Source organism: Halorussus salilacus, assembly GCF_024138125.1.
Lineage (GTDB): Archaea > Halobacteriota > Halobacteria > Halobacteriales > Haladaptataceae > Halorussus > Halorussus salilacus.
The window spans coordinates 21,625-47,450 of sequence record NZ_CP099996.1; the positions used below are offsets into that span (position 1 = coordinate 21,625).

Annotated in this window: 22 protein-coding genes; 10 read left to right on the forward strand and 12 right to left on the reverse strand. The window is 63.3% G+C overall.

What is annotated here, in order from left to right:
* Window positions 1-197: 197 nt before the first annotated feature.
* From NGM10_RS17975 to NGM10_RS17985, 3 genes are read left to right on the forward strand one after another with little or no spacing between them, the layout of a single operon-like run.
* The gene (locus NGM10_RS17975; protein ID WP_253485154.1) at window positions 198-830 is read left to right on the forward strand and encodes a hypothetical protein; all 633 of its coding nucleotides are present in this window, start codon (window positions 198-200) and stop codon (window positions 828-830) included.
* A 14-nt stretch (window positions 831-844) separates the two neighbouring features.
* Entirely contained in the window at window positions 845-991 is a 147-nt protein-coding gene (locus tag NGM10_RS17980; RefSeq protein WP_253485155.1) for a hypothetical protein, read from the forward strand.
* Window positions 991-2,469 carry a sodium/proline symporter gene (locus NGM10_RS17985; RefSeq protein ID WP_253485157.1) on the forward strand — a complete coding sequence of 493 codons (1,479 nt, stop codon included), beginning with the start codon at window positions 991-993 and terminating at the stop codon, window positions 2,467-2,469. The genes NGM10_RS17980 and NGM10_RS17985 overlap by 1 nt, the downstream gene beginning before the upstream one ends.
* Window positions 2,470-2,623: 154 nt before the next feature.
* Here NGM10_RS17985 and NGM10_RS17990 read toward each other — a convergent pair whose 3' ends face one another.
* Complete coding sequence (locus tag NGM10_RS17990; protein ID WP_253485159.1) at window positions 2,624-3,712, reverse strand: NADH:flavin oxidoreductase/NADH oxidase; 1,089 nt, start codon at window positions 3,710-3,712, stop codon at window positions 2,624-2,626.
* A gap of 410 nt (window positions 3,713-4,122) precedes the next feature.
* Window positions 4,123-5,892 carry a M28 family peptidase gene (locus tag NGM10_RS17995; RefSeq protein WP_253485161.1) on the reverse strand — a complete coding sequence of 590 codons (1,770 nt, stop codon included), beginning with the start codon at window positions 5,890-5,892 and terminating at the stop codon, window positions 4,123-4,125.
* A gap of 90 nt (window positions 5,893-5,982) precedes the next feature.
* Here NGM10_RS17995 and NGM10_RS18000 point away from each other — a divergent pair, with 90 nt between their 5' ends.
* Window positions 5,983-7,017: a zinc-binding dehydrogenase gene (locus NGM10_RS18000; RefSeq protein ID WP_253485163.1), complete on the forward strand. Its 1,035-nt coding sequence runs from the start codon at window positions 5,983-5,985 to the stop codon at window positions 7,015-7,017.
* Between the two features lie 83 nt (window positions 7,018-7,100).
* Window positions 7,101-7,328, forward strand: a complete 228-nt coding sequence (locus NGM10_RS18005) for a hypothetical protein (RefSeq protein ID WP_253485164.1) — start codon at window positions 7,101-7,103, stop codon at window positions 7,326-7,328.
* Between the two features lie 39 nt (window positions 7,329-7,367).
* Here the strand turns inward: NGM10_RS18005 and NGM10_RS18010 are convergent, their stop codons facing one another.
* From NGM10_RS18010 to NGM10_RS18050, 9 genes are all read right to left on the reverse strand, one after another.
* Window positions 7,368-9,689, reverse strand: coding sequence for an ABC transporter ATP-binding protein (locus NGM10_RS18010; protein ID WP_253485167.1), 2,322 nt, complete (start codon window positions 9,687-9,689; stop codon window positions 7,368-7,370).
* 3 nt (window positions 9,690-9,692) lie between these two features.
* Window positions 9,693-10,637: an ABC transporter permease gene (locus NGM10_RS18015; protein ID WP_253485038.1), complete on the reverse strand. Its 945-nt coding sequence runs from the start codon at window positions 10,635-10,637 to the stop codon at window positions 9,693-9,695.
* Window positions 10,637-11,623 carry an ABC transporter permease gene (locus NGM10_RS18020; protein WP_253485041.1) on the reverse strand — a complete coding sequence of 329 codons (987 nt, stop codon included), beginning with the start codon at window positions 11,621-11,623 and terminating at the stop codon, window positions 10,637-10,639. The genes NGM10_RS18015 and NGM10_RS18020 overlap by 1 nt, the downstream gene beginning before the upstream one ends.
* A 32-nt stretch (window positions 11,624-11,655) precedes the next feature.
* Window positions 11,656-13,500 carry an ABC transporter substrate-binding protein gene (locus NGM10_RS18025; RefSeq protein ID WP_253485044.1) on the reverse strand — a complete coding sequence of 615 codons (1,845 nt, stop codon included), beginning with the start codon at window positions 13,498-13,500 and terminating at the stop codon, window positions 11,656-11,658.
* Window positions 13,501-13,570: 70 nt separating this feature from the next.
* A complete protein-coding gene (locus NGM10_RS18030) occupies window positions 13,571-15,403 on the reverse strand; it encodes a S9 family peptidase (RefSeq protein ID WP_253485047.1) in 1,833 nt (610 codons plus the stop codon).
* On the reverse strand, window positions 15,400-16,293 hold the full coding sequence (locus NGM10_RS18035) for an alpha/beta fold hydrolase (protein WP_253485050.1): 894 nt from the start codon (window positions 16,291-16,293) through the stop codon (window positions 15,400-15,402). The genes NGM10_RS18030 and NGM10_RS18035 overlap by 4 nt, the downstream gene beginning before the upstream one ends.
* A gap of 345 nt (window positions 16,294-16,638) precedes the next feature.
* A complete protein-coding gene (locus tag NGM10_RS18040; protein WP_253485053.1) occupies window positions 16,639-18,486 on the reverse strand; it encodes an archaea-specific SMC-related protein in 1,848 nt (615 codons plus the stop codon).
* A gap of 4 nt (window positions 18,487-18,490) precedes the next feature.
* On the reverse strand, window positions 18,491-19,075 hold the full coding sequence (gene rdfA / locus NGM10_RS18045; RefSeq protein ID WP_253485055.1) for a rod-determining factor RdfA: 585 nt from the start codon (window positions 19,073-19,075) through the stop codon (window positions 18,491-18,493).
* A gap of 26 nt (window positions 19,076-19,101) precedes the next feature.
* A complete protein-coding gene (locus tag NGM10_RS18050; RefSeq protein ID WP_253485058.1) occupies window positions 19,102-19,596 on the reverse strand; it encodes an Lrp/AsnC family transcriptional regulator in 495 nt (164 codons plus the stop codon).
* Window positions 19,597-19,844: 248 nt separating this feature from the next.
* On the opposite strand from NGM10_RS18050, the gene NGM10_RS18055 reads away from it, so the two are divergent.
* A complete protein-coding gene (locus tag NGM10_RS18055) occupies window positions 19,845-20,585 on the forward strand; it encodes an aspartate/glutamate racemase family protein (protein ID WP_253485061.1) in 741 nt (246 codons plus the stop codon).
* Between the two features lie 257 nt (window positions 20,586-20,842).
* On the forward strand, window positions 20,843-21,211 hold the full coding sequence (locus NGM10_RS18060; RefSeq protein ID WP_253485064.1) for a rhodanese-like domain-containing protein: 369 nt from the start codon (window positions 20,843-20,845) through the stop codon (window positions 21,209-21,211).
* A 184-nt stretch (window positions 21,212-21,395) separates the two neighbouring features.
* Here NGM10_RS18060 and NGM10_RS18065 read toward each other — a convergent pair whose 3' ends face one another.
* Window positions 21,396-21,797 (reverse strand): helix-turn-helix domain-containing protein, encoded by a 402-nt coding sequence (locus NGM10_RS18065; RefSeq protein WP_253485067.1) that lies wholly within the window; start codon window positions 21,795-21,797, stop codon window positions 21,396-21,398.
* A 435-nt stretch (window positions 21,798-22,232) separates the two neighbouring features.
* Between NGM10_RS18065 and NGM10_RS18070 the strand changes: the two genes are divergently transcribed.
* The 3 genes from NGM10_RS18070 to NGM10_RS18080 all read left to right on the forward strand — a co-directional run bounded on the left by NGM10_RS18070 (window position 22,233) and on the right by NGM10_RS18080 (window position 25,826).
* A complete protein-coding gene (locus NGM10_RS18070; RefSeq protein WP_253485070.1) occupies window positions 22,233-23,807 on the forward strand; it encodes a succinic semialdehyde dehydrogenase in 1,575 nt (524 codons plus the stop codon).
* Window positions 23,807-24,880: an SDR family oxidoreductase gene (locus NGM10_RS18075; RefSeq protein WP_253485073.1), complete on the forward strand. Its 1,074-nt coding sequence runs from the start codon at window positions 23,807-23,809 to the stop codon at window positions 24,878-24,880. Before NGM10_RS18070 ends, NGM10_RS18075 begins: the two co-directional genes overlap by 1 nt.
* 364 nt (window positions 24,881-25,244) lie before the next feature.
* Complete coding sequence (locus tag NGM10_RS18080; RefSeq protein ID WP_253485075.1) at window positions 25,245-25,826, forward strand: DUF7342 family protein; 582 nt, start codon at window positions 25,245-25,247, stop codon at window positions 25,824-25,826.

Consider the following 25,826-nt stretch of genomic DNA (forward strand, 5'->3'; position numbering starts at 1 on the left):
ACATGAGCGGTAGGAAGTATAGCACTTACCGCAAATTTTATACCTTGCTGGTATTACGTGACACTGTAGCGTACGACAGCGACTCGATTGGCAAACGCCCACATATAGCAACACGAATGATTAGACAGAAGCTCAACAGCCGGACGTTCGTAGTGGTCCTTCTCGTTGTCGGACTACTACTGGGTCCGACGACGGCTATGGCACAGGAAGAATCCCCTTCGGTCACCCTCGCCGAATCGACAATCGAGGTCGACGCAGGGGAGACCAGCACGGTAACCGCCGAGTACCAGTTCGACGTCGAGTCGGCCGGTACCGGTGACGAGGCGCTCTCTTCGATAGGCGGCACGATGTGGAAGCTCTCCGACAGGGAGGTTGGCGACATCACCGCGACCATCGACGGCGAGAGCGTCGACCCGACCGTCTCGGAGGAGTCGGGTCACCACGACGTTTCGGTCCCCGTCGAGGGGGTCTCCGACGGTGACACGGTGACCGTGACGCTGGAGTACGACGTCTCCGGACCGACCGGTGAACTCCAGACGCCGCTCTGGGTGCCGGAGTACTCGACGCCCGGGCAGGCGAACGTGGTCGACATCACGGCGACGCTCCCCGAGGGAACGACTCTGTCGGATGACTCGTTCCCGACCGCCGAGACGGTCGACGGGAACACGGTCGAGTTCGACCTGCTCCACGTCCCCGGGTTCGTCAAGATGGGCTACGGTCAGACCGCCGCGGGCGGTCTCACTACGGACACGCTCTACTCGCTGGTGGGCGTCGTGTTGATCGTCGGCTTCATCGTTGGCGGACTGGCAATTGACCGGAAAACAGCATAATTGGAGGCAGAAAAATGGCATCACTACTAGGCATGCTCGCACCGTTCATCATCACCGGAATACTGTTCGTCGTCGCCGCCCTGCTCTGGGCGCGCCACAAGGGACAGGTCGCCGAGAAGGAGGTCGGCTCCCAATCCCTGGAGCGGGGAGGTGAGGCCTAATGGCCGTCATCGGAACCGTCGGCTGGGTCTTTCTCGCAACGATTGCGGCGTACTTCGTCGTCATCTTCGGTATCGGGATATACGGCTATCTCACGACCAACGACGAGGAGGACTTCCTCGTAGCCAACCGGGAGATCGGTCCTGCGGTCGGTTCGGCGACGCTCTCGGCGACACAGATGAGCGCCGGGACGTTCGTCGGAACGCTGGGGGTCCACTACCTCACGGGCGTGAGTTTCGTCTACATCTGGGTCGGGCTCTGGCTGGGCTGGCTGGTCTCGCTCGTGTTCGTCGCCCCACAGATGCGGCGGTTCGGCGAGATCACCGTCCCCGACTTCATCGCGGTCCGCTACGGCGACGACGGCAACGGCGGAGACACCATGCGCGCCTTCTCGGCCATACTGATCGTGGTCGCGTACACCGTGTACATCAGCGCACAGTACACCGGTGCCGGACTGATCTTCCAGTCCATCTTCGGCGTCTCGAACGTGGTCGGGATGGCCATCATGGTCGCGATCATCATCGCGTACACCGCCTTCGGTGGCATGCGCGCGAGCGCGCTCTCGGACTTCGTCCAGATCATCATCATGGCGGTCGGCGCGATCATCGCCGTTCCGCTGCTTCTCGGTAACATCGGGGGAGTCGGTCGGCTCGAGCTCATGCTCACATCGCTCAATCCCGACCTCCTCGGCTGGGGGATGACGCCCCTCGAGGTCGGTACCATCGCGGCCGCCTTCGGGTTCGGGATGCTCGGTGCGCCGTACGAGATCGTCCGCATCTACTCGATGCGCGACGAACAGACCGTTCGGTACGCCATCGGCACTACGCTCATCTTCCAGATAATCATCGGTGCTGGCGTCGCGATGGTCGGCATGAGCATGCGGGTTCTCTACCCCGAACTCACGACGCCCGACCTCGCGAGCGTCATCATGAGCATCGACGTGCTCGGCCCCATCTTGGGTGCGCTCGTCATCGGAGCCATCCTCTCGGCGATGCTGAGTACCGTCGACTCCATCATGATCGTCTCCGCCGGTGCTATCGCACACGACATCTACGCGGAACTCCTCAGGCCCGAGGCGACCGAGAAACAGAAGCTCTGGGTCAATCGGCTGTCCGTAATCGCTGTCGGCATCATCCCGTTCTTCCTCGCGCTGTACGGTGAGGTACTCGGCGGACTGGTGCAGTTCATCGTCCTACTCCAAGCGGCGATTATCGGAGCGACCTTCTCGATGCCGCTCCTGCTCGGGCTTCACTGGAAACAGGCGAACACACCGGGGACGTTCGTCGGCATGATACTTGGATTCGTCACCGTCCTCGCGTGGCACTTCGGTATCGAAAATGGCGCTGTTACGGGAGTCTACGCGCAGATCGACCCGGTCATTCCGGGAGTCCTCATGTGTCTCGTCGGGATGATCGGGGGATCGTACCTCACGTCGTCGGCGTCCAAGGAGTCGCTCAGCCCCTTCTTCGACGTTAGATAACCCCGATCTCTTCTCGATTATTTCGACCTGTTCCGAGCGATAGCGCTCCGAACTACACGGCCGACGACCGGACTATCCGACCGCCCCGGCCGGATAACGACCGGAAAAATCGGTCGACAGCGGCGTTTCGACGGATTACCGCGGAATATCCCGTTCAAATCGCGTAATCGTACTGGTCCGGCCATCGCGTCTCCTCGTCGCGGCCGAGTTCTTCGGCGGCGTGATTCGCGAAGTAGGGGTCGCGGAGATGTTGGCGGCCGACGACGACAAGGTCTGCGCGCTCGTTGCGAATCAGCGCGTCAGCCTGCGCGGCTCCCGTGATGCTCCCGACGGACCCGACGGGGACTTCGCTCTCCTCGCGAATCACCTCCGCGAACGGGACCTGATAGCCGGGGCCCGTGTCGGGAAGGTCCTGAAGCGGCGTCAGCGCGCCCGCGCTCACGTCTATCAGATCGACACCGACTGCCGCGAGTTCGCGACACAGCTTCACCGACTGCTCGACGGTCCACGAGTCGCCGTCGAGCCAGTCCGTCGCGGAGATGCGCACGAACAGCGGCTTGTCGTCCGGCCACACCTCGCGAACGGCTTCGGCCACCTCGACCGGGAGCCGAATCCGGTTCTCGAAGCTCCCGCCGTACGCGTCGGTCCGACGGTTCGTGTGTGGCGAGAGGAACTGGTGTAGCAGGTACCCGTGGGCGGCGTGCAGTTCGGCCACTTCGAACCCGGCGCTCAGCGCGTGCTCTGCGCCCGCGACGAATTCGTCGACGATACCCTGAACGTCGTCCTCGCTCAGAACGTCCGCCTCCGGCGGCTCGTCGTCGTAGGGCCACGGAACGTCGCTCGGCATCGGCGTCGGCCACCCGCCCTCGCTCGGCCGGAGCGGTTTGCCGCCGTCCCACGGGCGGGTCTTGCTGCCCTTCCGTCCGGCGTGCTGGAGCTGGATGCCGGGGACCGAGCCCTGAGACTTGATGAACTCGGTGGTCGGGCGCAACGCGTCGGCGTGCTCCTCGCTCCAGATTCCGAGGTCGTCGGGCGTGATCCGACCGCGCGGCGAGACCGCCGTCGCTTCGGTCATCACGAGTCCCGCGCCGCCGACCGCGCGACTCCCGAGGTGGACCATGTGCCAGTCGGTCGCGAGGCCGTCACGGCTCTCACACGAGTACATGCACATCGGCGACACCATCACGCGATTCGGTACGGTCGTCTCTCTGAAGGTTATCGGACTGAACAGGTCCTGTCCCATACGCGTGTCTGGGAGCCGTCTCGCGAAAGTGTTCTGGTTTCGTTCAGTTCCACCGCTTCACCCGCGCTTGTACGTCTCGACTGGGCTTCGGGAGAGAGACGACGGTAAGGACGCCCGTCTGCGGAGTCGACCGCGGTGATTTCTATCCGACGGGCGTTGCCCCTTGGATGACAGGTACCGGTCGCGCGATCCGCTCGATGGCACAAGTGAGTGGCTGTCGACTGTCCCCGCTCGTGTTAACGGGGGCCGGACTGTACGGCCCGGTAGCGTTCGAGCGAGTCGCCGAACCGGGGGTTGCAGTCGGACGGGGCACCATCCGACCGCGAGGCCCGCCGCGCGGACTCGAACCGCGCCGAACCGCACCTGCAGACGGGTAGCGTACTGCCAACGTTCCCACGGGGAATTCGTCGCTATGCGACGAGTTCCCGCGCTCGACGGAGTTCGCCGATGACCGCGTTCGACTCGCGCTTCAACTGCACCTGCAGGAACTTCGCGTCGTCGCCTTCGAGCGCGTCGAACTTCTGGGCCGGAGCGAGCCGGGGCACCGGCTGGCGTCCGACCGCCGGGTCCTGCTCGAATTGGCCGTCCCGAACGAGGTTGAGCCGCGTCAGAATCCGTGACAGGCGCTTGATGGCGTCGTTCGCTTCGGCAGGTGAGGTCGCGCCTGACCCGACATCGGCATAGAACGATTCGAGTTCGGTTTCGAGAGAGTCGAGCTCGTCGAGAACGGGACCGAAGTCGAAGTGTTCCCCTGCGGCCTCGTCGTACTCGGCGACGGTCTCGCGGATGCTGGCGACGTTCCGAGCGTGGTCGAACGGCAGAACGTCGGCGTTGAGGACGCGGAGCAGACTCACCGCGTACAGCCGGATATCCCGGACCAGTTCGTCCTTCCCGGCCTTGTCGAGCGTGTCGGTCGAGACGTGCCACGCGTCCGAGTTTCCACCGCAACCGCCGACCTCGTGGTAGCCACGCTCCTCGCGCACGTCCGTCGGGATGTTCGACGAGAGCATGAAGAAGCCGGTGATTCCGAGATTGTCGAACGAGTAGTCGCCCGCCCGGAACGGGAAGTGCTCCTCGTAGGGCGCTCCCGTCACGTCCTCGATGGCGTCTGCGACGAGGGGATGGGCCTCGGGCGTCCAGCACGACATGTCGGTGTACTCGGTCGCGTCTTTCGCCCCCGGGCTATCCATGTTCACTTGCGCGACGCACCGCTCGTTGAGTTCCTGAGCGAACTCATCGGCGTACCACGTCGAGCCAGCGTAGCGCCCGGTCGAGTGAGCAGGCCACCACGCGATGCGGAGGTCGCGGTCGAGTTGGTCGCTGTGCTCGTCGAAGATTCGAGCGAGTTCGAGCAGTCCGGCGTCGCCGGTCGCGTTGTCCGTGATTCCGACGTACCACGAGTCGTAGTGGCCGTGTAGGAGGACGAAATCGTCGTTCTCGGGCGAAGACCCGCCCTCGATTCGCGCTTCGATGACCGGGCACTCGAACCAGTCGGTCGTCAGGTCGGTCTCCATCTCGAGTTTCAGCCCGTCGTCGGACTCCGCCCACTCGCGGAGCGTCTCGCCGTCCGGTTTGCTCACGTTCACGATGGGCACGTCGGGAATCTCGTCCTTCTCGTCGAGCCTCGGGGCCCCGCCCCAGATGGGCGTGGCGATACCGTTGTGCGGTTCGCTGTCGTGCTGGTGGATGGCGACGACGCCGATGGCACCCCGGTCTTCGAGGATACTGGTGGCGCGAATCGAGAGGCTACCTGCCGTCGTCAGCGCGATCTTCCCGTCGAGGTCGACGTCCTCGAAGTCGTTCTCCTCGGCGGAGCCCTCCGACAGGAGGTCGTCGCTCACCGACCCGACGTACACCACATCGCCACTGACCGTGGTCGAGGCGGCGAACGAGACGGTCTTGACGGGACCGGGTTCGAACTCCCTGTCCGGCGTTCGGATGGTCGCGTCGTGCGGTTGGCTGATGTACAGCTCCGGGTCGTACCGCTCGTAGCTGACGCCGAACGATTCCAACCGGTTCGCGATGTACTCTGCGGCCTCCTCCTCCTCCTCGGTCCCCGACAGTCGTTCGAGACCGGAGAACTTCTCGAGGAGCGCCCACGGTTCGTCGATGGAGACGGCGTCCACTACCGAGCCTTCGAGGCTACTAAGCGCCTCACTATCGGCTACTGACTGGCTCATACAGGTGCTACTGTCTCACCGATTGGCAAAAACGTTTGCCTCGCGGTAGCATGTGGTACGTATATTACCCTCGTCTCCCATGGTAATCGTATGCGAGCAGCGCATATTACCCAGTACGGATCACCAGACGAAGCGTTGGAAATTGCGACCGTCGACACTCCCGAACCCGGCCCCGAGGAGGTCCGGATTCAGGTCGAAGCGTGCGCGCTCAACCGACTCGATGTCTTTGCGCGGCTCGGCCATCCCGAAGACGAGGGCGACTTCCCGAGACGGACCGGTTGCGACATCTCCGGCGTCGTCGATTCGGTCGGGCCGGACGTAACCGGGGTCGAGGAAGGCGAGTCGGTGATCGTCTACCCCGGAGTCACATGCGGAGAGTGCGAGTTCTGCCTCAACGGCGAGCACACGATGTGTCCCGAGTACCGTATCATCGGCGAGGACCTGCCCGGCGGGCTCGCCGAGTACCTTACCGTTCCAGCGTGGAACGTCGAACCGAAGCCCGACGAGCTGGACTTCGTGTCCGCCGCGGCCTGGCCGATCACGTTCACGACCGCCTGGCGGATGCTGGTCACCACCGGGGGTCTCCGGCCAGCGGAGTCGGCGCTCGTACTCGGGGCAAGCGGCGGCGTCGGGAACGCCGCGCTCCAGATCGCCGAACGAATCGGTGCGACGGCGTACGCGACCACGTCCAGCGACGAGAAAGCCGCCCGACTCGAAGAGTGGGCCGACGCCGTTATCGATTACACCGAAGCGCCCTTCGACGAAGCGGTCCGCGACCTCACAGACGGACGCGGCGTGGACCTCGTGGCCGACCACGTCGGTCAGGAAACGTGGCAGACGAGCATCGACGCCCTAGCGATGGGCGGGCGGATGGTCATCTGCGGCGCGACCAGCGGTCCCGACCCTGACATCGATATCCGGTCGGTCTACCAGCGCCACCGCCAGATCCTCGGCGCGCCGATGGGGAACCGGCAGGATTTCCGGGACGCCCTCAAGTGGGTCGCTCGCGGGGAGGTCGAGCCTGTCATCGACCGGGTTCTCCCGCTCGATGACATCGCCGACGGCCATCGCCTCATCGAGGACCGGGAGGTCTTCGGCAAGGTCGTCGTCCGTCCCAACGAGTAGCTCATCGACCGGATGCTGACGTGGGGTCCTCGCGGACTGCTCCCTCGCAAAAGCTTATGCCTTCGGGGTGAAAGGGTAGTCACATGAGCGTCTCGAATTCCGACCGTTCGATTACCGATACAGGGCAAGCGGGATTCCTCCTCGCGCTCACGGTCTGTTCGGTGTTGTTCGCGCTTGGCTTCTCCGTAATGATATTTGGACTGACGACCCCGTACCTCGTGACGACCGCGGACGTGGTCGGCGTCACCGCGACCGGGATCGCGATGATCCTTCTCGGCAGTATGGGTTTCTACCGGCTTCTCAGCCCGTGAAGCGGATGTTCTCACTCGCACTATAGAAGGGAGTGACGTTCACTCCTCCGAGTAGAGGTGGCACGCGACGTAGATACCGTCCACCTCGTGGTACTCCGGAACGTCGGTCTCGCACGGCGTCTCGAACGCGTCTTCGAGAAGAGCAAGCGCCTCGTCCGTTTCGCCGGTCGCGACGGCTTCGAGCGCCTCGTCGATGACGGCTTCAGCGTTCGGGTCGCGAAACTCCTCGAAGTACTCGGCTTTCAGCTGTTCTACGACCTCACCGTCGGCTCGTTCCCCAACTGCGTTCAGGCGTAGCCTGTCCGCCGCTAGGTCCTGTCTGAGGTCCATCACCGACCGGAACTGGCCCGGTTCGAACTCGAACTCCGCTGGCGGGATGACCTCGGGACATCTCGTATGGAACCGGCATCCCGTGGGCGGGTCGCGTGGTGAGGGCGTCTCGCCCGCGATGCTCGCTCCTTTGCGGTCGACCGTCGGGTCGGGAACCGGTACGGAGTCGACCAGTGCCTTCGTATAGGGGTGTTTCGGGTCGTCCACGAGGTCGGCAGTCCGACCGAGTTCGACGAATTCACCGAGATACATCACGCCCGTCCGGTCGCAGACGTTCCGGACGAGGCTGATGTCGTGGCTGATGATACCGAACGTGAGGTCTCGCTCGACTCCGAGCCGTTCGAGAAGGTTGAGCACGTTGGCCCTGATACTCACGTCGAGCATCGACACCGGCTCGTCGGCGACGATGAACTCCGGGTCGACGACGAGCGCCCGTGCGATGGCGACCCGCTGGCGCTCGCCGCCCGACAGCTGGTCGGGGAACCGCCGGAGATACTCCTCGGCTGGCGACAGGCCGACGTCTTCGAGGACCCTCTCAGCGTAGTCGACCTGCTCGGAGTACGAGTCCACCTCACCGAGTATGGACAGGGGTTCGAGCAGCGTCTGCTGGACGGTGAGTCGTGGATTCAGGCTCTCGAAGGGGTCCTGGAAGATGACCTGCGCGTCGCGACGGAACGCGTGTTCGTCGCCGCGGTCGATGGCCGTCAGGTCGGTGCCGTCGAACCGTATCGACCCGTCTGTCGGCTCGATGAGTTTGAGGAGAAGCCGCCCGAGCGTCGACTTACCACTGCCCGACTCACCGACGATACCGAAGAACTCGCCCCGGTTGACGGTGAAGTCCACGTCGTCGACGGCCCTCACCGGTTCGGGTTCGCGTCCGAGGAGGGTGTCGACTAAACTCCTGTCGTTGTCGAAGTACTTCCGAAGCCCCTCGACCTCGACGAGCGGTTCGTCGGTCGGGGTGCGAGCGTCGGCGAGACTCTCCGCACCGCCCCACTTCGCGGGGTCGGTCGCCTCTTCGCGGATGCGCTCGATGTCGTCGACGTAGTGGCACTTCGAGACGTGACCGGTACCTCCCGGTGCCTCCTGAAGGTCCGGTTCCACCTCGGCGCACTCCTCGGTCGCGAACGGGCACCGGTCGCGGAACACGCATCCCGACGGTTGGTTCGTCGGGTCGGGAGCCGTTCCCGGGATGGAGACGAGTTCCTTGTCGGCGTCGTCGACGCTCGGGAACGAGTTCTTGAGCCCGAGCGTGTAGGGGTTCGCGGAGTCGACGAACACGTCTTCGACGCGTCCCCGTTCCATGACCTCTCCGGCGTACATCACCGCGATGTCGTCGCATATCTCGGCCATCACGCCGATGTCGTGACTGATGACCAGCACAGAGAGGTCGAACTCCTCCTGAATCGATGCGAGTTCGTCGAGGATCTCGTCCTGAACGACCACGTCGAGGGCAGTCGTCGGCTCGTCGGCCACCAGTAGGTCGGGGTCACAGGAGATGGCCATCGCGATGACGGCCCGCTGGAGCATCCCGCCCGAGAACTCGTGTGGGTAGTCGTTCATCCGTGACGGGTCGAGACCGACTCGGTCGAACAGGTCCTCGGCGTGGGCCCGCGCCGCCTCGCGCGAGCGGTCCGTGTGGAGGCAGATCACGTCGACGATCTGGGAGCCGACAGTCTCGACGGGGTTGAGCGCGTTCATCACGTTCTGCGGGATCATGGCGACCTCTGACCACCGGACGGCACGGAGTTCGGCGTCCGACAGCGTCGTCAGGTCGCGTCCGTTGAGTTCGACTTGCCCGCCGGTGACTTCGCCGTTGTCGTCGAGTAGCCCGATGAGCGCTCGCATCGCGGTCGTCTTCCCACAGCCGGACTCGCCGACGATGCCGAACGTCTTCCCGCGCTCGACGGTGAAGCTCGCGTCCCTGACCGCCGGGACGTCGGGCTCATCACCCATTCTGTACGTTACTGATAAGTCCTCCACTTCCAGGACCGTCTCGGTCGCTTCGACGGACGACGGAATCGTACTCATGCGTTATCGACCTCCGGGGTTCATGACGTCTTCGAGGCTGTATCCGATGAAGTAGAACGACGCGGCCAATAGCGCGATCATCACACCCGGCGGGATGAGCCACCACGGTGCGGTGTACACGTAGCCCTCGACCTGTATCCACTGGAGCATCGTCCCCCACGAGATGTCCGTGAAGTCCGCGAGCCCGAGGAACGCGAGACTCGCCTGAATAAGGATGGCGAACGCCGCGTCCTGGGCGAGGTAGACGAACCCGATGGGGAGGATGTTGGGGACGATGTGGCGGCCCATGATGCGGAGGTCGGACGCACCGCTCGCGCGCGCCGCCTCGACGAACGGCCGCTCGGACAGCGACATCACCTGCCCGCGGATGACGATTGCGTTGTTCAACCACGATTTGACGACGATGGCGAGGATGATGTTCGTTGTCGTCACGCCGCGAACGAACACGAGCACGATGACCAGCGGGAGGAACGGCAGGCCGTACATCACGTCGATGATCCGCTGGATGCCCTCGTCTATCTTGGTGTCGCTGTAGTAGCCGCTCACGATGCCCACAGGGACGCCGACCAGTGACGATAGCAGGCCAGCGGCGAGTCCGATGTAGAGGGCGGTCCGGCTCCCGTAGATGAGTTGCGTCAGGATACCGTGACCCATGCTATCAGTTCCCAGTGGCGCGAAGAACGGGTCGCCGAACACTGGCGGGTGTGGGAGCGAACTCGCCTGATCGAACGAGGGGTTGCCGCCATACGCTTGCCAGTCGAGCGAGTGCGGTGCGAGGTACGGGGCGAACACCGCCGTGAAGCCGATGGCCGCGAGGATGAACAGCCCGACGAGTCCCAGAGGCGACTCGGTGAACTGGTCCCAGGTCCGCCGCAGGCCGATGAGCCACGGGGTCATCCGGTCTCGGAAGCGGTCGAGCCGTGAATCAGTCGCGTCACTCGTCGCCATCAGTCGGTCCCTCCGAACTCTATCCGCGGGTCGATGTATGTGTACACGATGTCAGTGACGAACCGCAACACTACGATGAGCACGCCGAGCGTGTAGAACGCCGCGAGCGCGGTCGGGAGGTCCTTCTCGAAGACGGCATCGACGAGTAGTTCGCCGATGCCCGGCCACGAGAACACAGTCTCTACGATGACGCTCCCGTCTATCATGAACGCGATACCGATGATCGCCTGCGTGACGACGGGGATGAGCGCGTTTCGCGCGCCGAACTTGGTCATCACCGTCGATTCGGGGTATCCCTGCGCCCGCGCGAAGTCGATGTAGTCGGCGTCGACGACGTCTTGCATCGTCGTTCGCATGATCAGCATCGGGCCAGCCCAGCCGATGAGCGCGAGCGAGAGTACCGGTAGCGTCAGATGCAGGACGAGTTTGGTGACGGCCTCGAACCATGTGAACTCGTTGACGTACGGCGGAAGCATCTGACCCGACGGCAACACGTTCAGCTCGTAGGCGAACACGCCGATGAGTATCCATCCGAGCCAGAAAAACGGGATGCTGTAGAGGGTCAGTCCGGCGACGAATCCGCCGAGTTCGACCTTACTGCCCCGCTTCCACCCGAAGTACGTCCCAAGTATCGTCCCGATGCTGTACTGCAAGATGAATGCGGGAACGAACAGGATGAGCGTGGGGAACAGTCGCTCGAGGATGCGCTCGTTCACTGGTTCGAGCGTCGAAACCGACGTTCCGAAATCGAACACGAGGTAGTTTCGGATGAAATCGACGTACTGTTGCCAGAGCGGTTCGTTCAGTCCAAACTGTCCCTCGAGACGCTGTATCTGCTCGGACGTCATGCTGGGCCCGACGAGCGAGTCGATTGGACTCCCCGGCATCGCGTGCAGGAGCCCGAACAGCAGGGTCGCCAGCGCGTAAATAGTGACGCAGCTTATGAGTAGCCGTCGGAGGACGTATCGTCCAGTTAGCCGTGCCATGGAGTGTGATGGGGAGATTAGTTACTCGGTTACTACTCCTGCGTGCTCACGTTGAGGTACGACCAGGGGTTCTGGGAGATACCGCCCGGCATCTTCACCCAACCGTCGTACGTGTTCGTCGTCGCGTGAAGCCGGTTGGGGTACTCGGTGATGAGCGCAGGTGCGTCCTGGTAGATGGTCGCGAGCGCTTCCCGAGTCGCGGCCTGTTGTTCTTCCGGATCGTACGTGCTCTGAACCTCGGTGATGAGGTCGTCTGCCCCCGTGTATCCCATCGGGTTGAGGTGAACGTCCTCGGTCTCGCTCTCGAGGTCGGCTCGCGAGCTGTGGAGCCAGAATCCGAGGTACATGTGCGGTTTGGGCATGTAGATCCACTGGGACTCCCACATGTCGAAGTCCTCGTTACCCTGAACGCGAGACGTCTGGCTGTTCTCCGCGACCGGTTCCTGTTCGGCCGGTATCCCGACCTCGTTGAGGTTCTCGACGAACCGGGCACACGCCCTCGCGACGACAGGAGAGGCGCTGGGCGGGGTGAGCATCATCTTGAGCGGTCCCTGTCCGGACTCGCCGTCGTTGTCCGTGTGGGCCTCGGTCAGGAGTTCGCCGTCGACGCGAATCTCCTTGTCGCCGGTCACCTCTGAGGACTCGACGGAGTCGAACGTGTAGTCGTGCTCGCCGTCTGCGTTCTCCAGGAACGACCGGACGCGTTCGACGTCGAGTTTGCCGTCTTCGGTCTGATGGGGGCCGTGTTCGAACGGGGTCTCGAAGTCGTCGGGCCGCCACGGGTCGTACACGTTCGCGGCGGCGTAGTCGCCCGGCGTCGACAGTCCCTTCCGGAGGTTGTTGACCAGATAATCGTACGGGTAGACGAAGCCGAGACTCTGACGGAAGGCCCTGTCGTCGAACGGGACCCGACGCATGTTGAGCGCGATGTAGTTGTACCCGCGGCTCGGGGCGTCCCAGACCGTCACGTCGTCGCTGTCCTGGAGCTGGAACGCCCGGTTCGGAGTAATCGAGTCGTAGGTGAGGTCGGCTTCTCCGTTCTTCAGGCTGTTGATGAGCGCGGTCGTCTCACCGAACACGCGGAACCGGAGTCCGTCGACGTACGGCCCCTCGTGTATCTCGTCGGGGAGCGCGTCGGGGCGGGCCGACAGCTCGTACCAGTTGCCTTCGCTGGCGTCTTCCCACTCGAACCCGCCCGCACCCACGATGCTGTCGGGGGCGTACTCGGTGTAGTCGTCGACTTCGCTCCAGACATGTTCGGGGAGTATCGGCACCGCGAACGCGCCGGTATCCGGGGTGAATACTGCGGCGACTTCGTCCTGAAGCGTGAACTCGATCTCGTGGGTGTCAGTCGCGGTGATTTCCTCGAAGTTGCCCACGTTCGCCTCGAACCGGTGGCCCTCGTTCTCCATCAGGTACTCGAAGGTGAACGCGACGTCGTCTGCCGTGAAGTCCTCGCCGTCGGTCCACGTCATGCCCTCGCGTATCGTCGCGCTTCCGGTGAGCGAGTCGGGGTCGAACTCCCAATCGCTGAACGCGAATCCGACCGTCTCGTTGGGGTCGTCCGGGTCCCTGACTGTCGGATAGACGTACAACTGGTCCATGATCGCCCATGCCGAGGAGTCCGAGATGGTGAGGGGATTGAACCCGCGTGGCTCGTTGCCGATTCCGACGACGGGCATTCCGTCACGCGAGGCCTCCCCCGAGTCGTCCTCTGTATCGGTCGACGAGGATTCGGTCGTTGAGGATTCGGTCGTCGTGTCCTGTTCGTCTCCACCCGATTCGCTACTGGTGCAACCCGCGAGTCCGACGAGACCGCCAGCGCCGAGGTACTTGAGCAGGTCGCGCCGCTCTGAGTGGGGGCTATCAATACGCATAGTGCTTGTTACCGATTCTCAATTTAGTGAGTGGGTATATAAGTTTTGGCCAACCAGAAAACGATTCGGATTACCCGAGATGACGGTCGAACCAGTCTGCGGTTCTACGGACAGCATCCCGTCGGTTTTCCGCGTCGCGGAACCCGTGTCCTTCACTCTCGTAGATGGTCGCCTCGAACGGGACGGGTCCACCCTCGAAGAAATCGATCAGTTCCTCGGCCTGATTGATTGGGACTCGCTCGTCGTCGGCACCGTGAAGGACGGCGAGCGGTGCCGTCACCTCGTCGAGTCGCCAGTGGCTCGACGCACCGTGATATCGCTCCTCGACCTGCTCGGGGCTCCCCCCGAGGTCACGCTCGGTGAGCAGTCGACCGACGCGGTCGACCGCCTCGTAGTCGGTGAACTGATTGACGACGCCGTACCACTCGACGGCGGCGTCCCAGACGTCCGGATACTGCGAAATCGACTGTAGCGTCATGAATCCGCCCCACGACCCGCCGTAGATACCGACTTCGTCGGTGGTGTACGGAAGGTCGCGCGCGAACCGCGCCGCCTCGCGGGCGTCCTTCACTTCGCCGCCTTCCCAGTCGCCCATCGAGAGTTCCTGGAAGGAACGACCGTACCCGCCGCTCCCACGGAAGTCGATTCCGACGACGACGAACCCGCGGGCGGCGAGATACTGCTCCATGGGATGCCAGCCATTCCCGAACTGGAAGTGTGCCCCCCCGTGGACCTGAACGAGCGTCGGCGCGGGATTGGTTTCGTCCACCTCGTCCGGCTTGTAGACGTAGGCGTTGATGTACATCCCGTCGAAGGACTCGTAGGTCACGTTCTCCGGAACGACGACCCCGTCCGGCGTATCGGGCGCACGGAGTCTCTCGGGGTCCCCGCCCGCGGTCGACAGCCGCCTGATGTGCGACGGCTCGTCCTGCTCGGCGTACACGAACCCGAGGGTGTCGCCGCTCGGCGAGAGCCGAACCGGTCCGGCCCCGAAGACGCCGTCGTGGACCGTCAGTCGAGTCGGTACGCCCTCGGCGTCGCTGTCGTTGTGGAGGAGTATCGCTTCGAGCTGTTGGGTTCCGCGTTCTCGCACCGGATAGTACAGCTTCCCGCCGTCGGGCGCCCAGAGGGGCTGTTGCACGTTGTACCTGTGGGATGCCTCGACGGGATAGACGCGCCGAGTCCCCGTCCGGAGGTCGACGACGTGAATGTCCTCGGAGTGGCGATACCACGGTTCGGCCACTCGCTTGGTGAAGAACGCGACGCGTTCGCCGTCCGGACCCCACGAGGGGACGCTCGTCACCGAGAGCCCGGTGGTGAGTTGCTCGTCCTTCCCGCTCGGGAGGTGGACCACATGGGCCTCGTCGGCCCAGTCGCGTCCGTGCCACTCGTCGGCGGCGACGTACGCGATGCTGTCCCCGTCCGGGCTCCACGACGGTTCCCACCGCTTGTCGTCGTGGGGGTTCGCACCCTCCGTGACCCGTTCGAGGCCGGTCCCGTCGGCGTTCACCCGCCACACGTCGTTGGCGTCGCCCCGGCCCGAGATGAACGCGAGTTCGTCGCCGCTCGGCGCCCAGCGAGGTTCGCTGTCGAACGCGTCGCTGGGCGCTGGCGTCGTCTCCGCCCCGGTTTCGGTGTCGTAGACGTGGACGTCCCCGCCGCGCGTGTACGTGACCTTCGTCCCGTCGGCGTTCCAGTCGATGCGTCCCCACCGGCCAGAGACGCGGTCGTCGAACGAGACGACTCGCTCGGACGCGCGGATGTCCGAGCGGTACTCCCAGATGGTGTCGGTCCCCGTTTCGCGCTCGACGTAGGTGAGTCGCTCGCCGCCGTCGACGGTCCGCCAGGAGACGCTGACTGCGTCGGCGACGTTCATCACGTCCGGGTCGCTCACTCCCGTCACGCCGATGCACCTCCGAGGCCGAACCCGATATCGTCGAAGAACTCGCGGACCCGCGCGAGGTATTCTTCCTGCTGGTCCAGATTCGGCGAGTGACCGCTCTCCTCGAAGACGACGTAGCGCGCGTCGGGCAACAGGTCCGCTATTTCACGACTTGCTTCCGGCGGGGTGATCCAGTCGTGGCGACCCACCGTCACCAGCGCTGGCACGTCGACCGCCGGGAGGTCGTCCGTGTAGTCCATCTCCGGGTGCTCTTCGGTGAACATTACGTTGTGGGTCTCGTGGTGGAGGTCGAGCGACTCGACAGCCTCGCGAGCGGCCTCGGCGTCGAACTCGGAGATATCGGGCTCGTAGAGGGGGAGCATCCCCAGCCAGATGCGCTCGAACTCCTCGTCCGAACGGACGTCACCGTCCATGACGCGTTCGAACTCCTCCCAAGTGATATCGGGGATGTCGAAGTCCGCTTCCTTCAGGTCGTCCCACGATTCGCGGGCGTTCTCCCACGCGTTCTGCTCGTACTTTCCGGTCGGTGCAGTATCGCGGAGCACGAACCCGACGAGGTTCTCCGGATACCGAATCGCGTACTCCTGCGTGATGAAACCGCCGTACGAGCCGCCGATAAAGACCACCTCACCGAGACCGAGGTGTCGTCGGAGCGCCTCGGCGTCCTTCGCGTACTGGGCGTTCGAGTACGGCGGCGTCAGACTCGACTGCCCGCATCCCCGGTGGTCGTAGACGACTACCTTGTAGTCGTCGGCCAAGGAACGGTACGCCTTCTTTCCCTTCTGGTGGTCGCTGATTCCCGGGCCACCGTGGAGAACCATGATCGCATCGTCGTTCTCTTCGCCCAGTACCTCGTAGTACAACTCCGCGCCGTTTATGTTGGCATACATGACTTTCTCGTCCAGCCGTACGTCCGTGTGAGTAAATCACGGACTAAATAGTTCGGGTGGCGGCCAAATGAACACCACAATCGCTTCGTTCTCCGCTTCTTCGCCGAGTTCCACGAGGTTGGCAGACGACGCGCCGGGCTTCCGTGTCGAGTGGTGTGCTCCCGAGTGCCAGAATGGAGTTTGGAATTTCCGGGGAAAGTTCCACTGCGACCGCAATTATTAACGCCCTAAGGAAGTTATTTATCGGGCTGGTCCCCTCTCATACAGTAATCCGTTCCGGTGATATTGTGACGGATTGGCAAGGCACTGTTTGACATCTCCGGAGTCGAGTGAGAAGACGGAGGATTACGCTTGTGAAGTGAGGAATGCCGTCACTTCCGATACGGGGAAATCGAGTTCCGCCGCCCGGTCCGGATGGACCGCGACCAGGACGTGTCCGGCGACGTCAGAGATGTATTCGAGGAGCCGCTGTGCCCGAGAGATGTCGAACGCGCCGAACGAGTCCAGCGCGAGCATCGGGACCTGCTCGGGCAGATCGTAGGTCAGGTACCCCGCCAGTCCGAGAACCAGCCCGATGAGTTCCCGCTCGCTCTCGGCGAGGTGTTCGACGCTCTCGCGCTGGACGCTCCCGTCCGTCTCCCGAGCGATTACCAGCTCGAAGTCACCGTCCAGCCAGATTCGTTGTATGCGTTCGAATCCGAGCAACCCGACCAAGTCGTCCATCGTCTCGTTGAAAGACGTCCGAAGCTCCTGTTCGGCGTTCTCGATCCGCTGGGTGAGCTCGGTGATCTCCGACCGGAGCGCTTCGACATCGTCGCGGAGGTTCCGGCGCTCTTCGACCCGCTCTGTGAGTTCCTCACGGCGGTCTTCGAGCCGGTCGACCTCGTTCTGGACCGTCTGGAGCGTCACCCGAACGTCCTCTATCTCGCTGGCGATATCGGATTCGGTGTCGGCTCGCTCGCGCTCGTGTTCCTCGATGTCGGCGGTAACGTCACGGAGGTCCGACTCGACCTCCCGAAGGCGCTCGCGTTGTACCTCCAAGGACTCCCGGCGCTCCGCGAGCGAATCCTCGATATCCTGGCGCTGGTCGCGTCGCTCCCTGAGCGACGATTCCGCGTCCCGGGCGGCTTCGATCTCGGACTCCAGCTCTCGAATTCTGGGCCGGTACTCATCGAGCTTCTCGCGGTCCTCCTCGACGAGTTCGACGAGGTCCTCGAGCGTCTCCTCGAAGTCGCTGTCGGCGGCTTCCTGACCGCACGCCCAACACGAGTACGTATCGCCCATCAACGTCCGCTCCCGACCGACGACGCCCGTGAAGTCGCTGTTGAGCATCTCGCGGTTCGCGGTCAGGACCGACTGAAGCACCTCTACTCGGTCTCGTCGCTCGGCGACGCTCTGTTGCAGTTGCTCTTTTTCGGCCCGTAAGGACTCGACGTCGTGTCCGGCCACCCGTTCTTCAGCCTCGGCGATGCGGTCGTCCACCTGTTCGAGTTCGTCCTCTAATCGGGAGATCGCGTCCTCGGTCGTCTCGACCCGTCGCCGCTGGGTGTCCCGCTCTCCGACGAGTTTCGCGCGTTTCTCGCGCAGGCGGTCGAGCTCCTCGTCGGAGTCGGTCGAATCCGAGCGACGCTCTTCGAGCGAGTCGAGTTCGCGTTCGAGTTCCTCGATGCGGTCGCGCTTTGACGACAGTTCCTCGCGAACCCGGTCGAACTCCGATTCCACGCCGTCGAGTCGACTCAGTCGGTCCTGCAGGTCGCGCTTCTCACTCATCTTGGCCGACCGCTCGGCTTCGAGCGATTCGAGGTCGAGCGGGGCCTTTAGCGCTTCCTCGAACGGGCGTCCGTTGCGGACGGCGGCTCTCAGCGGATTGAACTCCAGAAGTGTAGCGAACGTGACGAGCGCGTCCGAGTCGTCGCCCGGTATCCACGGGTCGCCGGAGATCGAAACGCCTGCACCGTTTCGCTCCGCCGTTCGAACGACGGTCCGGTCGCCGTACGACAGCGTCACTTCGGCGCACGCCGCACCGCTTCGAATCGGGACATCGTCGCTCCCAAGTGCGAACGAGAGCGCCTTCAGTAGCGACGTCTTGTTCGACGCGTTCGGGCCAGCGACGAGGACGACGCCGTCCTCGAACGTCGCTTCCAACGCTTCGATACCACCGATGTTTCGAACCTGAAGGGACAGTTCCGTCATCGTTTCACTCCGTACATTGACAGACATACCCCCGTCGGAGGGCCCGCTCTACGGGGACCTGAGTGTGACAGTCCTCGCACTCGACTTCTATCGTCGCGTGAACCGTGATGTCTGCACCGACCGCGAGCTCGCCTTTGTTCAGTAAGGAGCGAACTGCCTCAGACGCTTTCTCCTCCGCTCGACTGGCCGTGATAGCGATGGCGTCCCGCTCCCACTCCCCCTGCGTCTGCTCGGCCTCTAAACCCAGACAGTCGACGAGGTGGGTCCGAACGACCCCATACGAGACGAAATCGTCCTGTAACTGTTCTATCGGGACTCCCTCTCGACGCAACACGTTCTCGACTTCGGTCGCCGTCACGCTGTCGTCCTGTAGGCGTTCGTACTTCGACTGAGCTTCTCCACCTAGGGTCTCCAGTCCCGCGCGGTCCATCTCGTTTCGGAGAAGCGTGACGTTGAGTTCCTCCGCGAGTGCTCGGTACCCCTTTCGATTTTCGGCGTCAGCGGTCCATTGTTCGACGAGACGGTCCTCGTAGGTATCGAGACCGTATCTATCGAGGACGCGACACACCTTGCAACCGTACTCTGTCATAGATATTCGTTGTACTCGTGTTAAGATTAGTCCTCTGATGTATCTAACGGATTCGAAGAGAAGTAGTAGTCACCCATGCTACTGTCACGTTCGGTCACGACGATATGGTCGACCCGCTCGACGGCATCGGACTCTTCGACTTCCGTGACTAGGTCGTCGATCTCTCTGAGCGTCGGTGCCATCCCTACCGCGTACACGTCGTACGTGCCGATTCCGCGGACCACATGCCAGAACCGCATCTCCCCGAGCATCCGGAACACCTCGTCTTTCGCCCCTTCCTCGTCGACCGCTTCGACGGCGATTCGTACGATCTCCCATCTGATGTCCTCGGGGTCGAGGAGGAAGAACACGGTGGTCGTGTCGATGAGCTTCGACACCCGATATCGGATTCCCTCGCTACTCATCTCGTAACCGGCCTGTTGTACCTTCTCCGCGATTTCCGAGTACGGGGCACGGGGGTCCGACGAGAGTATCTGGAGGATGAGACTGTCGATATCGTCGATGTTCTCTGAGTGAGTCACGCATAAGCGTGTGCGTTCCACGCTAAAGAAACCATAGGGAAATCACCATGAACGACGGGAAGAGGGCGGATTCGACGAATCCCCGGATTTCCCCAAACCCAGTATTATTATAGAGTGCTATTCAATTGCTACGGTGGTGAGTAGCGAATTCGCGGAGTGAGATTACGATTCCGACGGTCACAGCGGTCGACGGGACCGCTAGCTGTGCCCGCGAATTCGACCGACGAATCACCGAACACATCGATACAATGACCGACGTTGTCTACCTCGTGCCTGGCACGGGACTGGCGAACGAAGAGCGGAATCGCCGCGAACGCATCGCGAACGAACTGACCCCGAATCACGTTAACGTCGACGTCGTGGAAGCACCGGGTCCCGGCCCGTCGAGCATCGAGAGCGGCGTCGAGGAGGCGTGGTGCGTCGTCGGCGCGATGAAAGGCGCGTACGACATCGAAGCCGACTACGACGCGCTCGTTATCGGGTGTTTCGGCGACCCGGGACTGCGTCCGCTACGGGAACTCCTCGAAATTCCCGTGGTCGGTCCCGCCGAGTCGACGTTCTACACTGCAGCGCAGGTCTCCCACTCGTTCGGCTGGCTGACGGTTCTGGACGAACTCGTCCCGATGTCTGCGGAGCAGGCCGAGGAGTACGGGCTGGGCGACCGATGTGTCAGTGTCCGCTCGGTCGACGCCCCGGTCGAGTCGATAGATCACAAATCCGATGATTTGGTCGAGCGGATGGTCGCGGAAGGGCGGGCCGCGGTCGAGGAGGACGGCGCCGAGGCGCTGTTCCCGGGCTGTATGAGCCTCTCGTTCGCACAACGCCACGAAGAGATTCGGGAACGACTCGGCGTCCCGTTCCTTGACCCAGCGACCATTGCGCTGGAACAGGCCGCCAGCTGGGCGCGCCACGGTGTCTCACAGAGCCCGAAGGCGTATCCGGGGCCGAAGTTCGAAAAGCTCGGCGAATTATTGGAAATTCGAGGCTAAACCCCACCCTTCAGGGCGGGGGTACAGCCGATAGCTTCTCGACTAACTACGTTCGAAAGGTACCGCCTTTCCTCCGCTATTCCCCGTTGTCGTAGCTTGAGAGCGATTCGTGCACTCCAACCGAATCGAGAGTCTCTTGCAGGGCCGTGACGACCGATCCGAGGTCCTGCTGAAGTCGTACTCACGGTACTTCCCGCCAGCTAGTCCTTCCCGAGAGAGCGTCACAGGTAAGGCGGTATCGCCCTAAATTGGGTTCGATGAGCAAGATTAGTCCGTCGGAACTCGACGCCCGCCGTTCGGTCGATGACGTGTTCGTCATCGACATTCGTCCGCGCGAGAATTACCAGCGCGAACACGTCGAAGGGAGCGTCAACGTCCCGGTCTACGGCGACCTACGACGGGGCGACACCGCATCCCTCGACGAGCATCTGGACCGGATTCCGAACGACCGCGAGGTAGTGACGGTTTGCAAAGCCGGGATAGTCGCGCAGAAAGCGACGGCCCACCTCGAAGCAAGGGGATACGACGCGACGACACTGACCGGCGGATACACCGGTTGGCGACACTACGACGAGAACACGGTACCGTACCGTCTGCTGTCCTTCCTGCGGAAACTCGTTCCCTGAAATGCCGTGACCCGCCTCGGGGACAAGCCCCGAGGTTTCCCGTGGATTAGTCGGACACTCCCACTCGACCATCGGCCCGATAGCCTCGAACGGTCGGGTGGGTCACGTTCGGGGCGTCCACAACCCCCGATGGCACGAGCCGTGCGGTTCGAGTGGGACGGTAGCCCAACCCCCTCGGAGGATGTCAACCCTCCGCGTGCGGCATCGCGTCGTCCCGCTCGTACTTCGTCTCGAACTCCTGAATGAGCTGACCCATCTTGGCGTACCAGTCGTTGAGCATCCGCTGCATGTCGTTCGTGATCTCCGAGGCGTCGGTCGGGGAGTAGACGTGGCGGTAGCCGCCCTGCTCGTAGTTGACCTGCTCCTTCTGGATGAACCCCGTCTGGAGTAGGCGTTGAACGGCACGGTACGCGGTCGAGCGCTCCTTACCGACCGTGTCCGCTATCTCGTCCACCGTGAGCGGTTCCGGTGCGCTCACGAGCGCTTGGAAACACTCTTTGTCGAGTTGCTTGAGGCCGTGGAAGCACTCGAGTAGTCCCTCGCACGCCATGTCTTGCTGGAGTTGTTCGGACATCGAATCTGGCATCGTTATCGTCTGTACGTAGGTGTTGTACCGTTAAAAGGATTGTGTACAGATTTCACAACATTACACTATAATCGTACCTGACCGGCACCGATTTGTGAACATGGAACGCGTTCCGAGGGGTCTCCGCTACGCCGAACATCAGGAGGCCGACGAGCAGGGTGCGACTCGGCACCGGAATCGTAATTGTATAATTCGAACAATAATGCTGTGGCTTCGCTCCGAAAAGGCTCACGGCGTCGCGGGAGGCTACCGTCACGACAGCCGTCCCTCGAATTTCGACGCGGTGACCCGTGTGAAGGCCAAGAACATCGTCAGCCCTACCACCGGGCTCCGGGACCGACGGTCCCGGAGCCCGAGGCCGTCACCGAGAGTGAACACTCGACGCGTTTCTCGCCGTGTCAGAACGTTGATGTCCGTTCGGGCCGACCGTCGGCTATGGCCTCACACTCGGACGCGCTTCCCGGCTCCATCACCACCGGTCGCCTCTCGCAGCTCGCGGCGACCGTTCCGGCCAACCCCGGCGGCTCCGAATTCACCGTCGAGGCTCCCTACACGGGCAAAGCCATCGGAACGGTTCCGTCCTGCGCGCCCGCAGACGTTCGAGCGGCGGTCAAGCGCGCCCGCGACGCGCAGGCCGACTGGGCCGACCGCCCCGTCGACGAGCGCGCGGCGGTCCTCCTGCAATTCCACGACCTCGTCTTCGACCGCCGGGCGGAACTCCTCGACGTGACCCAACTCGAGAGCGGGAAGGCACGAATCGACGCCTTCGAGGAGCTGATGGACGTGGCGACCAACGCCCGTCACTACGCCCACCGCGCGGAACAGTATCTCGGCTCCGTGGACCGGAAGGGAGCGCTCCCGTTGCTGACTCGCACGGTCGAACACCGCCATCCCGTCGGCGTCGTCGGCGTCATCTCCCCGTGGAACTACCCGCTCACGCTCGCGGTCTCGGACGCGATTCCTGCCCTGCTCGCGGGAAATTCGGTCGTGCTGAAGCCCGCGAGCGAGACCCCGTTCGCCGCCCTGCTCGTCCGCGAACTGCTTGAGGAGGCTGGCCTCCCCGAGGGCGTCTTCGAAGTCGTCACCGGCCGGGGGAGCGAGGTCGGGCCAGCGCTCGTCGACGAGGTCGACTACGTCTGTTTCACGGGGAGCACCGAGACCGGCCGCGAGGTCGCGCGACGAGCTGGCGAGAATCTCGTGGACTGCTCGCTCGAACTTGGCGGCAAGAACCCGATGGTCGTGCTGGCCGACGCCGACCTCGACGCCGCCGCGGCGGGTGCGGTCCATGGGTGTTTCACGAACGCCGGTCAGCTCTGCATCTCGTTCGAGCGCCTCTACGTTCAGCGGGAGGTGTACGACGACTTTCTCGACCGGTTCGTACGGCGAACGCGCGCTATCGACCTCCGTGCGAGCTACGACTGGAAGGCCGACGTCGGGAGCCTCGTCTCGGCCGACCAATTGGAAACCGTCGAGGCCCACGTCGACGACGCCGTCGGGAAGGGCGCAGATCTCCTCGTCGGGGGTCGCGCCCGACCCGACATCGGGCCGTACTTCTACGAGCCGACGGTGCTGTCCGGCGTCTCCGGCGAGATGGACATCGCCCGTGAGGAGACGTTCGGGCCGGTCGTCTCGGTTCGACCGTTCGACTTCGCGGACGAGGCAGTCGCCCTGGCGAACGACTCGGCGTACGGCCTGAACGCGAGCGTCTGGACTGCCGACAGTGACCGCGGTCGAGAGATGGCCAGACGCATCGAGTGCGGCACGGTCAACGTCAACGACGCGTACGCCGCGGCGTGGGGCTCGGTGGACGCGCCGATGGGCGGGATGAAGGACTCGGGGCTGGGACGCCGACACGGCCGCGAGGGGTTCCTGAAGTACACCGAGTCCCAGACGGTCGCCGAGCAGCGCGCCGGGTCTATTCGGCCGCCCGACTGGCTCCCGAAGGGATGGTACGCGAGGGGGATGTCGTCGGCGCTCCGTCTGATGGAGCGACTGCCGGGGGTGCGGTGATGGCGTCCGTCTTCCTCACGGGGTTCCCGGGGTTCCTCGGCTCCGAACTGGTCGCGCGCCTGCTGGACCGGACCGCCCTGCCGATTCGGTGTCTCGTCCAAGACCGGTACCGCGACCTCGCGGAATCTCGGGCGGCAGAACTCGCCGACCCCGACCGCGTCGAACTCCACACCGGCGACATCACCGAGGACGACCTCGGCCTCGGTAACGACTACGACGACCTCCGGGCCGACGCGGTCGAGGTGTACCACCTCGCGGCCGTCTACGACCTCGGCGTCCCTCGCGACGTAGGGATGGCGGTCAACGTCGAGGGGACGCGCAACGTCCTCGACTTCGCCGACGGAATCGGCGACCTCCGAGGATTCCACTACGTCAGCACCTGCTACGTGAGCGGTCGCCACGACGGAACGTTCACCCACCGTGATCTGGATGTGGGCCAGTCGTTCAACAATCACTACGAGGAGACCAAGTTCCTCGCGGAGGTCGAGGTACAGGACCGGATGGACGACGGTCTTCCGGCCACGATATACCGCCCGGCGATCACCGTCGGCGACAGCAAGACCGGCGCGACCCAGAAGTACGACGGCCCGTACCACGTCCTCGGACTGCTCGCCCGCCAACCGCGCGTGGCCATCCTGCCGGTCTTCGGCGACCCGGGAGCCTACGAGGTGAACGTCGTCCCGCGGAACTTCGTGGTGGACGCCATCGACCACCTGAGCGCCCGCGAGGACGCCTGCGGCGAGGTGTACCAGCTCTGCGACCCGAACCCGCCGACCGTCGCCGAAATGGTCCGAGCGTTCGGCGACGCACTCGACAAGCGGGTGCTCGCAGTCCCCTCATCGCTGGGCGTCTCGCGATTTGCGCTGGAATCATCTCCCCGACTTGAACGCGCGCTGGGAGTCGAACCCGCGGCGCTCGACTACTTCGTCCACCCGACGAGCTACACCTGCGAGAACGCAGCCCGAGGCCTCCACGGAAGTGAGGTCCGTTGTCCGCCGTTCCGAAGCTACGTCGACGAGCTCGTCGAGTTCTACCGGAGCCACCCCGAAATTTCGTCCGACGCGATGGCCTGAGTCCTGTTCGAACGCTCCGTCACAAGAGCGGGCGGTCGTCGGAATCGACCCGGCGAACTGCGCGCGAAATTGTGTATATCGATATATGGTGTATAAATTTGCTTGCTGTAGAAATTCGGTGTTAGGAGACTCCAAACTCTCGAATCCTGCGGACAGGCTGAATACATCGAGTGGTCCAGATTATTCCGGTAATCACGACCACTTTGAAGTACCCCGCCGCCGTCGGGTAAGCACGAATGCTACATCTCCCTTACGACGGCGCTTCCCCCGGGGTAGAACCGTCAAGAACAGGGTTCGAGATTTCTCTGACTCTCCTCAGCCGAGGTCGGGGCGATGGCGAAGAAACGTATTCGAAATAGAGCTAATGACCTCAACCTATATTAAGGCAAAGCACGAACGGTGTTGTATGTCCGAAGACGAATCGAACACCAAGGGCCTGATGGAACGCCAGACCACGGGTGAAGACCGCGTGAGGATGGTTGTTCGGCAGCTTTCGGAGCCTCAGACGGCCAACTGGATCGCCTCGGAAGCGGGCTGGTCACACGAACCAACTAAGCGCGTCCTCGATCGGCTCGTCGACGACGGTATCCTCCACCGTGACGAAAGCGGTACTCACACGACGTATTACCCTGATTATCGCCGTCAAGCGATGCAAGAGGCGATGCGTCTTCGAGACAGCGGTCACACTGTCGAGGAGCTTACGGACCGGCTCGCCGATATGAAGACGCAGATTCGCGACTGGGAGGACGAATTCGGCGTCGAGTCACCGAACCAGCTTCGCGGAACGCTCGCTGACGAGTCCCTTGACAGTGACGAGGAAGATCGGCGCCGTGAAATAGCCCGCGAGTGGGAGCACCTTCAACGGCGTATCCAGATCGTTGGCTTCGCCATCCGCGAATGGGACTTTCTCGCGCCAACGACTGAATCCGCCGAGGCCAGTAGCTAA

What these genes read in the sequence shown, in the direction of transcription:
- NGM10_RS17975 (WP_253485154.1), top strand. Translation starts at nt 198, where the DNA reads ATGGCACAGGAAGAATCCCCTTCGGTCACCCTCGCCGAATCGACAATC.
- NGM10_RS17980 (WP_253485155.1), top strand. Translation starts at nt 845, where the DNA reads ATGGCATCACTACTAGGCATGCTCGCACCGTTCATCATCACCGGAATA.
- NGM10_RS17985 (WP_253485157.1), top strand. Translation starts at nt 991, where the DNA reads ATGGCCGTCATCGGAACCGTCGGCTGGGTCTTTCTCGCAACGATTGCG.
- NGM10_RS17990 (WP_253485159.1), bottom strand. Translation starts at nt 3,712, where the DNA reads ATGGGACAGGACCTGTTCAGTCCGATAACCTTCAGAGAGACGACCGTA.
- NGM10_RS17995 (WP_253485161.1), bottom strand. Translation starts at nt 5,892, where the DNA reads ATGAGCCAGTCAGTAGCCGATAGTGAGGCGCTTAGTAGCCTCGAAGGC.
- NGM10_RS18000 (WP_253485163.1), top strand. Translation starts at nt 5,983, where the DNA reads ATGCGAGCAGCGCATATTACCCAGTACGGATCACCAGACGAAGCGTTG.
- NGM10_RS18005 (WP_253485164.1), top strand. Translation starts at nt 7,101, where the DNA reads ATGAGCGTCTCGAATTCCGACCGTTCGATTACCGATACAGGGCAAGCG.
- NGM10_RS18010 (WP_253485167.1), bottom strand. Translation starts at nt 9,689, where the DNA reads ATGAGTACGATTCCGTCGTCCGTCGAAGCGACCGAGACGGTCCTGGAA.
- NGM10_RS18015 (WP_253485038.1), bottom strand. Translation starts at nt 10,637, where the DNA reads ATGGCGACGAGTGACGCGACTGATTCACGGCTCGACCGCTTCCGAGAC.
- NGM10_RS18020 (WP_253485041.1), bottom strand. Translation starts at nt 11,623, where the DNA reads ATGGCACGGCTAACTGGACGATACGTCCTCCGACGGCTACTCATAAGC.
- NGM10_RS18025 (WP_253485044.1), bottom strand. Translation starts at nt 13,500, where the DNA reads ATGCGTATTGATAGCCCCCACTCAGAGCGGCGCGACCTGCTCAAGTAC.
- NGM10_RS18035 (WP_253485050.1), bottom strand. Translation starts at nt 16,293, where the DNA reads ATGTATGCCAACATAAACGGCGCGGAGTTGTACTACGAGGTACTGGGC.
- NGM10_RS18040 (WP_253485053.1), bottom strand. Translation starts at nt 18,486, where the DNA reads ATGACGGAACTGTCCCTTCAGGTTCGAAACATCGGTGGTATCGAAGCG.
- rdfA (WP_253485055.1), bottom strand. Translation starts at nt 19,075, where the DNA reads ATGACAGAGTACGGTTGCAAGGTGTGTCGCGTCCTCGATAGATACGGT.
- NGM10_RS18055 (WP_253485061.1), top strand. Translation starts at nt 19,845, where the DNA reads ATGACCGACGTTGTCTACCTCGTGCCTGGCACGGGACTGGCGAACGAA.
- NGM10_RS18060 (WP_253485064.1), top strand. Translation starts at nt 20,843, where the DNA reads ATGAGCAAGATTAGTCCGTCGGAACTCGACGCCCGCCGTTCGGTCGAT.
- NGM10_RS18065 (WP_253485067.1), bottom strand. Translation starts at nt 21,797, where the DNA reads ATGCCAGATTCGATGTCCGAACAACTCCAGCAAGACATGGCGTGCGAG.
- NGM10_RS18070 (WP_253485070.1), top strand. Translation starts at nt 22,233, where the DNA reads ATGGCCTCACACTCGGACGCGCTTCCCGGCTCCATCACCACCGGTCGC.
- NGM10_RS18075 (WP_253485073.1), top strand. Translation starts at nt 23,807, where the DNA reads ATGGCGTCCGTCTTCCTCACGGGGTTCCCGGGGTTCCTCGGCTCCGAA.
- NGM10_RS18080 (WP_253485075.1), top strand. Translation starts at nt 25,245, where the DNA reads ATGACCTCAACCTATATTAAGGCAAAGCACGAACGGTGTTGTATGTCC.